The organism is Melissospora conviva, from assembly GCF_049523535.1.
Classification (GTDB): Bacteria; Actinomycetota; Actinomycetes; order Mycobacteriales; family Micromonosporaceae; genus Melissospora; species Melissospora conviva.
Genome location: NZ_JBLLDT010000010.1, coordinates 71,098 through 81,314, shown reverse-complemented (window position 1 = coordinate 81,314; position 10,217 = coordinate 71,098). Strand labels below are relative to the sequence as shown.

The 10,217-nt window shown below is 72.4% G+C and carries 11 protein-coding genes and 1 riboswitch; of the genes, 6 read left to right on the top strand and 5 right to left on the bottom strand.

Going from position 1 to position 10,217, the window contains the following annotated elements:
- The first annotated feature begins 182 nt into the window (after positions 1-182).
- Positions 183-623, top strand: coding sequence for an HNH endonuclease (locus tag ACK8GG_RS19750; RefSeq protein ID WP_440356955.1), 441 nt, complete (start codon positions 183-185; stop codon positions 621-623).
- A 91-nt stretch (positions 624-714) separates the two neighbouring features.
- On the opposite strand, the gene ACK8GG_RS19745 is transcribed toward ACK8GG_RS19750, so the two are convergent.
- Positions 715-936: a hypothetical protein gene (locus tag ACK8GG_RS19745; protein ID WP_440350665.1), complete on the bottom strand. Its 222-nt coding sequence runs from the start codon at positions 934-936 to the stop codon at positions 715-717.
- Between the two features lie 342 nt (positions 937-1,278).
- Between ACK8GG_RS19745 and ACK8GG_RS19740 the strand changes: the two genes are divergently transcribed.
- On the top strand, positions 1,279-2,454 hold the full coding sequence (locus tag ACK8GG_RS19740; protein WP_440356954.1) for an MFS transporter: 1,176 nt from the start codon (positions 1,279-1,281) through the stop codon (positions 2,452-2,454).
- Positions 2,455-2,525: 71 nt separating this feature from the next.
- Here the strand turns inward: ACK8GG_RS19740 and ACK8GG_RS19735 are convergent, their stop codons facing one another.
- From ACK8GG_RS19735 to ACK8GG_RS19725, 3 genes are all read right to left on the bottom strand, one after another.
- A complete protein-coding gene (locus tag ACK8GG_RS19735; protein WP_440356953.1) occupies positions 2,526-4,505 on the bottom strand; it encodes an acyl-CoA dehydrogenase family protein in 1,980 nt (659 codons plus the stop codon).
- 98 nt (positions 4,506-4,603) lie between these two features.
- A complete protein-coding gene (locus ACK8GG_RS19730; RefSeq protein WP_440350668.1) occupies positions 4,604-5,092 on the bottom strand; it encodes a DUF6328 family protein in 489 nt (162 codons plus the stop codon).
- Between the two features lie 87 nt (positions 5,093-5,179).
- A complete protein-coding gene (locus ACK8GG_RS19725) occupies positions 5,180-6,001 on the bottom strand; it encodes an alpha/beta fold hydrolase (RefSeq protein ID WP_440356952.1) in 822 nt (273 codons plus the stop codon).
- Positions 6,002-6,100: 99 nt separating this feature from the next.
- A riboswitch (TPP riboswitch) is annotated at positions 6,101-6,206 on the top strand.
- Between the two features lie 78 nt (positions 6,207-6,284).
- On the opposite strand from ACK8GG_RS19725, the gene ACK8GG_RS19720 reads away from it, so the two are divergent.
- The 3 genes from ACK8GG_RS19720 to ACK8GG_RS19710 all read left to right on the top strand — a co-directional run bounded on the left by ACK8GG_RS19720 (position 6,285) and on the right by ACK8GG_RS19710 (position 9,150).
- Entirely contained in the window at positions 6,285-6,863 is a 579-nt protein-coding gene (locus tag ACK8GG_RS19720; RefSeq protein WP_440350670.1) for an ECF transporter S component, read from the top strand.
- 77 nt (positions 6,864-6,940) lie between these two features.
- Positions 6,941-8,356, top strand: a complete 1,416-nt coding sequence (locus ACK8GG_RS19715) for an ABC transporter ATP-binding protein (protein ID WP_440356951.1) — start codon at positions 6,941-6,943, stop codon at positions 8,354-8,356.
- A complete protein-coding gene (locus ACK8GG_RS19710) occupies positions 8,353-9,150 on the top strand; it encodes an energy-coupling factor transporter transmembrane component T family protein (RefSeq protein WP_440356950.1) in 798 nt (265 codons plus the stop codon). Before ACK8GG_RS19715 ends, ACK8GG_RS19710 begins: the two co-directional genes overlap by 4 nt.
- Positions 9,151-9,258: 108 nt before the next feature.
- Here ACK8GG_RS19710 and ACK8GG_RS19705 read toward each other — a convergent pair whose 3' ends face one another.
- Positions 9,259-9,609 (bottom strand): hypothetical protein, encoded by a 351-nt coding sequence (locus tag ACK8GG_RS19705; RefSeq protein WP_440356949.1) that lies wholly within the window; start codon positions 9,607-9,609, stop codon positions 9,259-9,261.
- 293 nt (positions 9,610-9,902) lie between these two features.
- Between ACK8GG_RS19705 and ACK8GG_RS19700 the strand changes: the two genes are divergently transcribed.
- Positions 9,903-10,202 (top strand): DUF6582 domain-containing protein, encoded by a 300-nt coding sequence (locus tag ACK8GG_RS19700; protein ID WP_440350674.1) that lies wholly within the window; start codon positions 9,903-9,905, stop codon positions 10,200-10,202.
- Positions 10,203-10,217 lie beyond the last annotated feature (15 nt).

Sequence of the window (10,217 nt, the reverse complement as noted above, 5' to 3'; positions counted from 1 at the left end):
CAGCCTCACGAGGAGTGGGAGCGTCGCGCAGTGGGGTGATCTGAACGGCAGAGCCCACCAGGGTGACACAGGGCGGGCTCGACCGCAAGCTCGAGCCGAGCGAAGGCGGCGAGGTGGACGAATTGAATCGACCCTCGGCTCGAGCAACCATCACCCTCAGCGAGCAGCCCATGGTGCTGCGAATGGACGTACTGGTTGTCAACGCAGATCTCGGCCCGATGCACCGGGTCAGCCTCCGTCATGCCGTACGGATGCTCTGCCGTCAGGTCGCCGAGGTGCACGAGGCGGTGCCCGACCGGCTGATCGGCGTCTACCCGCTGCCGCGGGTGGTCCGGCTGGTCCGGTACGTCGTCACCCGGTGGCGTTTCACCTCCGGCCCGGCCTGGTCCCGGCGCGGTGTGCTGGCACGCGACGGCCGGCGCTGCGGCTACTGCGGCGCGGCGGCCGCCACCGTCGACCACATCCTGCCCCGCTCCCGCGGCGGTGGTAACACCTGGACGAACACCGTCGCCTCCTGCGCCGGCTGCAACCAGCGCAAGGCCGACCGCACCCCCGCCGAGGCCGCGATGACGCTGCGGGTTGTCCCCCGGGCGCCGAGCTGGGCCGTGCATGCCCGCTCCTGAGGGCCCTGACCGGTGCGAGCCGAGCAGGGATGGACCCAACCGGTACGCCGGGCCCGCCGGCGCGAGCGGCGGGCCCGGCGTGAGACGTCGTTCAGTGCCTGTTGCGGGGGTGCTGCCGGGCCATCCGTTCGTTACCGTGCCGGTAGTTGCCGGTCCAGCGGGCCATCGCCAGCTGGGGATCGTCCTCGACCTCGGCGAGGAACTCGGCGGCACGGCCACCGCGCAGCTTCGCGGCCACCCGGCCGTGGTGAGTGATGATCACGCTACCGTCGGCGCGACTGACGTACTCGAATCCCTCTGCCCGACCACCCATCCGATGCACTGTACCGGCGCTTGCCTGGAAGACGGGACGCTCCACATATGTGCTGAGCCTGGCGTTCACGCGTCACGACGACCGGTGGCTGCTCGTCCACGACCAGAACACCTTCTGCTGAGCAGCCCGGATCTGGATCAGTTCGTCGCCGACCTGCCAGGCCAGCTCGCTGGCGTAAGTCATGGGTGACGATGCGACCGGCGTCACTGCTCTTATCAACCCCGATGAATAGCATCCGCTCTGATGGCGGCTGCACCGGAGAAACCACGGCATCGGCCCGGCCGGCTGCGTCAGGCCACGGCCGGGTGGTCGCCCCTGCCACCGTCCGGTCCGCTCCGGACGGTGGCAGGGGCCACCCTGGTGAACACCGTCGGCACCGGGCTCTGGTCGGCCGGCGCCGCGGTCTTCCTCACCCGCAACGTGGGCCTGAGCGCCGCCGAAGTGGGGCTCGGCCTGGGCGCCGCCGGGCTGGCCGGCCTCACCGCGAGCGTGCCGCTCGGTCGCCTCGCCGACCGGCGGGATCCGCGTACGGTGCGCGCGGTGCTGCAGGTGATGCAGGGCTGCGTCGCGTGCGCGTACCTGTTCATCGGCTCCTTTCCCGCCTTTCTGCTGGTCGCCGTCCTCGACGCGTTGCTGGTCTCGGGGAACCTCCCGGTCCGCGCCGCACTCATCTCGGCGGTCGCCGGACCCACGACACGGGTACGCGCCTTCGCGGCGATGCGTGCCGTTGCCAACATCGGAATCAGCACCGGCGCGGGTCTCGCCGCCGTCGCGCTGCTCGCCGACACCCGGCTCGGTTACCTCCTGCTGGTGGGCGGCAACGCGCTGACGTATCTCATCTCCGCCGGGTTACTGATGCGCCTGCCCTCGATGCCACGCGCGGCGGCCGCTTCCCCGCCATCGGCCCGTGGGGTGCTACGCGACTGGCGGTTTCTCCTGGTCAGCGCAGCGGCAGCGGTGCTCGGGCTGCACCAGGTCCTGCTCGCGCTGGTACTTCCCCTGTGGATCGTCGGCCGGACCAGCGCACCCGCCGTAATGATCTCGGTGGTGCTGTTGACCAACACGGCGCTGACCGTGCTGCTCGCGGTCCGCCTCAGCACAGGGGCCGAGAGCGCCTTCGGTGCCGCGCGAATGCTGCGCCGGGCGAGCTGGCTACTCGCCGTGGCCCTGCTCCTCTACGCCGCCACCGGCACGGTCGGGACCGCGGCCGCGGTGATCCTGCTCGTCGGGGCAACCCTGGTCTTCACGCTCGGTGACCTGTTGCAGAGCACCGGCTCGGCGGCGCTCGCCTACGGGCTGGCGAGTACGGAGGCGGTCGGCGCGTACCAGGGCGGGCATCAACTGATCGCGGACCTCGTACAAGCGGGCGGAACGACGCTGCTGGTCCTGTTGCTCATCGACGGTCCGAGCGCGGGCTGGCTCCTGCTCGCGGGGGTCTTCGTTCTGACGGGCCTGGCGACGCCGGCCCTCACCGCTCGTGCCCTCCGTACCGCCACCTGGTCGGGTGGAGCGGGATAGCCGGCGGCCTCGCCGCAGCCAAAAATCGGTTGCGGAGGGCCGGGCCGGGAACGGGATGGCGGTCCTGTGGATCAGGTGGGTGGGGGGAGGTGGCGGCGGGTGTCCTCGCTACTGGAGGGGCCGCGTTCCCAGCCCGCGACCCGGGCACCGTCGGTCGGCGGCGGCACCACGCCCTCCTCCAGGAAGGTGTAGCGGCCGGCGAGGACCGCCTGGGCCGCCTTGACGTCCACCGAGTCGGTGTTGTCCCACAGGTCGGCGAAGAGCGCTTCGGCACGCTGGCGGGCCTGCCGGCAGAAGAGGTCCGCCAGCTCCAGCCCTTCCGGGCGGGTCTCCCGCTCGGCGCGGGCCCGGACGCAGACCGCGGAGATGGCGAAGAGTTCCGCGCCGATGTCGACGATGCGGCCGAGGAACGCCTGCTTGCGCTCCATCTTTCCCTGCCAGCGGGACATCGCGTAGAAGGTGGAGCGGGCAAGCTTGCGCGAGGAGCGCTCGACGTAGCGCAGGTGCCCGGCGAGCGGGCCGAACTCGGCGTACCCGGTGGGTTTCTGCCCTTCGCCGAGGGCGAGGGTGGGGAGCCATCTGGCGTAGAAGGCGCCGGCCTTGACCCCGGCCCGGGCCTTGCCACCGAGGCCGACGTCGGGATCGATGATGTCGCCGGCGACCGAGAGGTGCGCGTCGACCGCCTCGCGGGCGATCAGCAGGTGCATGATCTCGGTGGAGCCCTCGAAGATCCGGTTGATCCGCAGGTCCCGCAGGATCTGCTCGGCCTGGATGGGACGTTCGCCGCGGGCGGCGAGGGAGTCGGCGGTCTCGTAGCCGCGGCCACCCCGGATCTGGATCAGCTCGTCGCCGACCTGCCAGGCCAGCTCGCTGGCGTAGAGCTTCACCAGCGCCGCCTCGATGCGGATGTCGTTGCGGGCGTCGTCGGCGAGCATGCAGCTCAGGTCCAGCATGGTCTCCATGCCGTAGGTCGAGGCGGCGATGAAGGCGAGCTTCTTGGCGATCGCCTCGTGCCGGCCGACCGGCAGGCCCCACTGCACCCGCTCGGCAGCCCACTCGCGGGCGACATTCAGCGCCCACTTGGAAGCGCCCACGCACATCGCCGGCAGGGAGAGCCGGCCGGTGTTCAGGGTCGACAGGGCGATCTTGAGACCCTTGCCCTCCCCGCCGATCACGTTCTCGCCGGGGACGAAGACGTCGTGGAAGCGGGTGACGCTGTTCTCCAGGCCGCGCAGCCCCATGAAGGCGTTGCGCCGCTCCACGGTGATGCCGGGTGAGTCGGCCTCGACCACGAAAGCGGTGATGCCGCCGCGGCGCCCTTCGGTGCCCGGCACCCGGGCCATCACCACCAGCAGGGAGGCGACCGTGCCGTTGGTGGCCCAGAGCTTCACGCCGTTGAGCCGGTAGCCGGTGCCGTCGGCGGTCGGTTCGGCGAGGGTGCCCAGCCGGGCCGGGTCGGAGCCGACGTCGGACTCGGTGAGCAGGAACGCCGAGACCTCACCGGCGGCGAGCCGGGGCAGGAAACACTGCTTCTGCGCCTCGGTGCCGAACATCTTGAGCGGCTGTGGCACCCCGATCGACTGGTGCGCCGAGAGCAGCGCGCCGATCGCGGGGCTGACCGAGCCGGCGAGCATCAGCGCCCGGCAGTAGTCCAGGTTGCTCAGCCCGAGCCCGCCGTACGACTCGCCGATCTTCATCCCGAAGGCGCCGAGCGCGGCGAGGCCGTGGAAGACCTCGTCGGGGATGCGGGCGTCGCGCTCGATCGCCGCGCCGTCCACCTCGGAGCGGAGGTAGGTGTCGAGGCGGCCCAGGAACTCCTGCGCCTTGACCGTCTGCTGCGGGTCCGGCTGCGGCCACGGATCGATGAGGTCCAGCCGCAGCCGGCCGAGGAAGAGTTCCTTGCCGAAGCTCGGCTGACGCCACCGCGATTCCCGGGCGCCCTCGGCGACCTGGCGGGCTTCCTTCTCGCTGACCTGGCCGGCTTCGGCGGGCAGCGCGGCGGTTCCGTCTGTCGTGCCCGCCCCGGGCCCGTCGTCCTTGGTCGTGGTCACGGCAACCCCCTCAGCTTCCGGTACGCCTGACACCGACAAGTGTCGATGGGAGGAACGCTACCGCCGTTGCCGATCCGCAGGTAGAGGGCGGCACCAGGTCATGACGGGTCGTCGTCCTCGTCGTCGATGTCGTCGTCGCCCCAGTTGCGCCGGGCCATCGGCAGCACCACCCACAGGAGCGTGAACCAGGCGAGCGTGATGGTGGTCAGGATGATGGCCGCGGTGAGGTTGACGATGTAGTCGGTCACCAGGAGCACCGAGCTCGCCATCGCGATCAGCATGAAGCCGAGCCCGCCGGTGGCCATCGTGTGGGCGAAGCGGACCAGCTCCGGTTTGCGGCCCTGCCGGAAGAGCGCCCGGTGGAAGGCGACCGGCGAAATGATCATCGCCGCGCTCGCCGCGGCCGAGAGGAGCGCCACCAGGTAGACGTCACGCTGGAACTCGGTCACCTCGGGAAAGCCGCTGCTGAACGGCAGGGTCAACAGGAACGCGAAGAGGATCTGCACACCGGTCTGAGCGACCCGCAGTTCCTGCAGCAGATCGGCGAAATTGCGCTGCCAGCGCTGCCGTTCGGACTCCTGCGACACGTGGGGCACCTTTCGTTGTGGGGCTACCCGGCGAACCCGCTTGCCGGGTGGCCTCCAATGCCCCACCGCGATGACCCTGAAACGGGCTCAGCCGGTGACCCGGTCCCGGATGGCCGCCGCCAGCGGAGCCGGCGCCTCGTCCGGGATCCAGTGGCTGACCCCGGGCAGCTCGAGGAAGCGGTAGTCACCGGTGACGTAGTGGGCGCAGGCGTGTGCGGCGGTGCCGCCGAGCGCCGCGTCCCGGGTGCTCCAGACGTACGTGGTGGGGACGGTGACCGGGCCGACGTCGCCGTAGGTGGCCGGGGTTATCGCGCGGTACCAGTTCAGGCCCGCGGTCAGCGCGCCCGGGGCGCGCATCGCGTCGATGTAGGGTGCGGCCTGCTCGGCCGGCAGGCCGGTGAACATCAGACGCAGCGCGGCCGCGTCGAAGGAGAGCAGCACCTTCTCCGCCAGGCCCGCCCGCCGGAAGAGCCTGATGTACCACGATTTGAGCTTCTGGCCGACGTCGTCGCGCAACGCCTGCCCGACCGCCTCCGGGTGCGGCACCGAGACGGCGGTGAGGGTACGCACCCGCTGCGGATGCCGGGCGGCGAGGTGCCAGGCGACGATCGCGCCCCAGTCGTGGCCCACCAGATGGGCCGAGTCCAGCCCGAGCACGTCGAGCACGGCGCACACGTCCGCCACGCACTCCTCGATCCGGTACGCCGCCACGTCGGCGGGCCGGGCACCGGGCGAGTAGCCGCGCTGATCGAGGGCGTACGTACGCAGCCCGGCGGCGTGCAGTTCCGGGACGACCTGGTCCCATTCGCCGCTGTGCTGCGGGAACCCGTGCAGCAGCAGCACCGGCTCACCGTCGGCGGGGCCGCCTTCCCGTACCTCGAACCGAAGTCCGCGCGCATCGACCAGCATGAGTCGCAGCGTACCGGGGATCGGCCCGGGACGCCGGGGGCGCGATGGCGGGCTCTGGCCGGGAGCGGGGGCCGGTGCTAATCTCTGCCGCGACAACTTCACATCCGACAGGGGAGCGCACAGCGCTGAGAGTGCGGCATGACGCCGCAGACCCTCGAACCTGATCTGGGTAATGCCAGCGCAGGGAGTTCGGTCGACCTCCAGCCGCGCCGCAGTCCGGGCTTCGCCGGACGCGGCGTGCGTCTTCTCCTGGTTCGCTGACAAGGAACTGGGAGCAAGGATCATGAATCACCGTTGGCGCACACTCGACATCGTCGTGGCCGCCGTCATCGCCGTCGCCTTCGGCGTCATCTTCTGGGCGTGGGGGCTGGTCTGGCGGGCCGCCGACCCGCTCTTCGCGTTCTTCCCGCCCTCGCAGGCGCTGATCTACGGGGTCTGGCTGGTGCCGGCCGTGCTCGGCGGACTGGTGATCCGCAAGCCCGGCGCGGCGCTCTTCTGCGAAGCGCTGGCGGCGACCGTGTCGGCGCTGCTCGGCTCGGAGTGGGGCGGTGTGACCATCGCCCAGGGGCTGGTGCAGGGGCTCGGCGCCGAACTCGCCTTCGCCGCCTTCCGGTACCGCTCCTTCAAGCTGCCGACGGCGGCGCTCGCCGGGGCGCTGACCGGTCTGGGTGCGGCGCTCTTCGACTTCTTCGTCTGGAACACCGAGTACGCGCTCTGGGCGTACCGGATCCCGTACGCGCTCTTCACGATCGTCAGCGCGACCGTGATCGCCGGCGTGGGCGGCTGGTACCTCACCCGGGCGCTGGCCGGCACGGGTGCCCTGGACCGGTTCGCCGCCGGGCGCGAACGCCGCACCGTCTGAGGCTCTCCCCGCCCGGCCCTGGGATCGGGGCCGGGCGGGCACGCGCAGGCACCACGCACGACGGAGAGGAGGGGTGGATGAGCGCGGTCACGCTGACCGGGTTCGGCTGGCGGCACGCCGGGCGCGGCGCCTGGGCGGTACGCGGCGTGGACCTGCGGATCGAGGCGGGCGAGCGGGTGCTGCTGCTCGGCCCCTCCGGCGCCGGCAAGTCCACCCTGCTCGCCGCGCTCGCCGGGCTGCTGCCCGAGGACTCCGGCGAGCAGGAGGGCGCCGTCGAGATCGACGGCCTCGACCCGCGCAAGGCCCGTGAACGCGTCGGCATCGTCTTCCAGGACCCGCAGACGCAGCTGGTGATGGCCCGCTCCGGCGACGACGTCGCGTTCGGGCTGGAGAACCGGGGCGTGCCGCCGGCGGAGATCTGGCCACGGGTGGACGCCGCCCTGCACCGGGTCGGTTTCCCCTACCCGCGCGACCGTCCCACGGCGGCGCTCTCCGGTGGCGAGCAGCAGCGGCTGGCGCTGGCCGGGGTGCTCGCCCTGCGCCCGTCGCTGCTGCTGCTGGACGAGCCGACCGCCAACCTCGACCCGGCCGGCGCGGCGCTGATCCGCGGCGCGATCGCCGGCGCCCTCGACGCCGACACCACCTGCGTGCTGGTGGAGCACCGGGTCGCCGACGCGCTGGAACTGGTCGACCGGGTGGTGGTGCTGGAACCGGGCGGGGGTGTGGTCGCCGACGGCGTGCCCGGGGCGGTCTTCGCCGCGCACGGGGCCGCGCTGGCCGAGGCGGGTGTCTGGGTGCCCGGCCATCCGGTGCCGCCGCGGCCGGCCCGCGCGGCGGCGGGTGAGGTGCTGCTCACCGCCGACCGGCTCGGCCTGCCACCCCGGCTGGCCGCCACCGATCTTGCGGTACGCGCCGGCGAGGCGCTCGCCGTGCTCGGCCCCAACGGCGCCGGGAAGTCGACCCTGGCGCTGCTCCTCGGCGGGCTGCTGAAGCCGGGCAGCGGCACGGTCCGGGGCGGCAGCGTCCTGGCCGGCGCCGACGCCGGCGTCCCTCCGCACCGCTGGAAGGCCCCGGCGCTGGCACGCCGGATCGGGTCGGTCTTCCAGGACCCCGAGCAGCAGTTCCTCACCGGCAGCGTCTTCGACGAGCTGGCGCTGGGCCCGCGCCGCACCGGGGAGCCCGAGCCGGTGGTGAAGTCCCGGGTCGACGAGCTGTTGGAGCGGCTGCGGCTGGGCCGGCTCGCCGGTGCCAACCCGTACACGCTCTCCGGCGGGGAGGCGCGGCGGTTGAGTGTGGCCACGGCCTTGGCGACGGCACCGCGGCTGCTGATCTGCGACGAGCCGACCTTCGGGCAGGACCGCCGGACCTGGCAGGAGCTGGTGGACCTCTTCGCCGACCTGCGCGACGACGGGCACGCGATCGTCTGTGTCACCCACGATCCGGAGTTCGTCGCCGCGCTGACCGACCGCCGGCTCGTGCTGGGGGCGCCGTGATCGCCCTGGAGCCGGTCGCCGACCCGCGCGCGCCGCTGGCCCGCCGCAACCCGGTGGCGAAACTCGCCGCCGCGCTGCTCTTCTCGTTCGCGCTGGTGGTGACCGTCGACCCGGTCGCGCCGGCGATCGCCATCGCCATGGAGCTGGCGCTGCTGCCGCTCTTCGGGGTCCGCTACGGCGTGCTGCTGCGGCGCACCTGGCCGCTGGTGATCGGCGCGGTCGGCGTCGTGGTGGCGATGGTGCTCTTCGCCGCCGAACGCGACGGCCCGGTGCTGTTGAGCGCCGGGCCGCTGGTGGTCACCTCCGGGGTGCTGATGACCACCCTCGGTCTGGTGCTGCGCATGTTCGCCGTCGCGCTCCCCGGGGTGATCGTCTTCGCCACCACCGACGCCACCGACCTGGCCGACGCGCTGATCCAGAACGTACGGGCCCCGGCGCGCTTCGCCATCGGCGCGCTAGCCGCTTTCCGGCTGGTGCCGCTGCTCGGCCAGGAGTGGCAGATGATCAGCATGGCGCGCCGGGCGCGCGGCGTGGAGGCCGGGCGGAACCCGGTCGCCAAACTGAAGCTCTTCGTCTCCACCGCGTTCGCCCTGCTGGTCGGGGCGATCCGCCGCGGCAGCCGGCTGGCGGTGGCGATGGACGCCCGGGGCTTCGACGCCGGCACGCCCCGCACAGTCGCCCGCCGGCAGCATTTCACCGCCGCCGACGCGGCGCTGATCGCCGGGGCGCTGCTGCTGGCCGCGGTCGCGCTCGGCGTGAGCATCCGGCTCGGCACCTTCCAGCTGATCTGGTAGCCCGCAGAGCTGATCCGGCGGCGGATCGGGGTGGCCCCGGTCCGGCGGTGGCCCGGAGCGCCCGGCCGGCGGCGGGTCCACCATGGAAGACCCGCCGCCGATCGCCGATCAGCTGCGCCGGAAGGCGTACTTGCGGGCCTGGGCGCCACCCTTGCCGCGGCTGTCGCCGTGGAACTGCGGCCCGTGCCCGGCCTGCGGACCGTGCTTGGGGGCCGGTTTCTCCGTCGCGACCGGGGTGAGCTCCTCGACGGTCACCGCCGGGACCACCATCGGCGCGATCGACGGCGCCGGCTCGCCGACGACCGGCATCTCGGCGGTCAGGCCCGGCTCGGCCGCGGTGTCGGTACGCGGCTTGGCCGCGGTGTCGGTACGCGGCTTGGCCGCGGTGTCGGTACGCGGCTTGGCCGCGGGCGGCGGAACGGGCCGACGGGACTTGCGGGGTTTCTTACTGGCAGGCATCCGGGTCTCCTCTGATGCTCTGAACCGGGTTCACGGCAGCGCCGGCTCGGCGGAAGGGAAAGGGATGCTCCGAGGTCGGCCGGGATCGCTTCGACCGGGTCGGCACACGTCGACAACGGCGGAGGGAAAGGACGCCCACGGAGCAGCCAGGCACCCGCCGGGAAGGGCGGGGCGGCTCGCGGAAACGGGCGTCACTTGCGCATGGCGACATGGTAGGCCTCTCGACGCCGACGGCGCAGCTCCATTTCCCGCCGGACGGGTGTCGGTGCGACGACAGCGGGTACGCCGCTGCGATGAAGACCACGTGGAAGCCGATCGACAAGCCCGGTGCCGTCACCAGCAAGGAGCGCCGCGAACTGCCCGACAGCGCGTACGCCTTCCCGGGCAAACGCAAGGAACCACTGGTCGACGCGAAGCACGTGCGCAACGCCATCGCCCGCTTCGACCAGGTGCAGGGCGTCACCGACCGGGATCGGGACCAGGCATTCGCCAACATCCAGGCGGCGGCGCGGCACTACGACATCGACATGGTCGAGACGAACTGGCGCCAGCTCGGCAAGCTGCCGCACACGCCGAACCCCGCGCAGCGCTGAGGCGTACGCGGGGCT

Excerpts from the sequence above, each read along its gene's own strand:
- ACK8GG_RS19750 (WP_440356955.1), top strand. The coding sequence starts at position 183 with ATGGACGTACTGGTTGTCAACGCAGATCTCGGCCCGATGCACCGGGTC.
- ACK8GG_RS19745 (WP_440350665.1), bottom strand. The coding sequence starts at position 936 with ATGGGTGGTCGGGCAGAGGGATTCGAGTACGTCAGTCGCGCCGACGGT.
- ACK8GG_RS19725 (WP_440356952.1), bottom strand. The coding sequence starts at position 6,001 with ATGCTGGTCGATGCGCGCGGACTTCGGTTCGAGGTACGGGAAGGCGGC.
- ACK8GG_RS19720 (WP_440350670.1), top strand. The coding sequence starts at position 6,285 with ATGAATCACCGTTGGCGCACACTCGACATCGTCGTGGCCGCCGTCATC.
- ACK8GG_RS19715 (WP_440356951.1), top strand. The coding sequence starts at position 6,941 with ATGAGCGCGGTCACGCTGACCGGGTTCGGCTGGCGGCACGCCGGGCGC.
- ACK8GG_RS19705 (WP_440356949.1), bottom strand. The coding sequence starts at position 9,609 with ATGCCTGCCAGTAAGAAACCCCGCAAGTCCCGTCGGCCCGTTCCGCCG.
- ACK8GG_RS19700 (WP_440350674.1), top strand. The coding sequence starts at position 9,903 with ATGAAGACCACGTGGAAGCCGATCGACAAGCCCGGTGCCGTCACCAGC.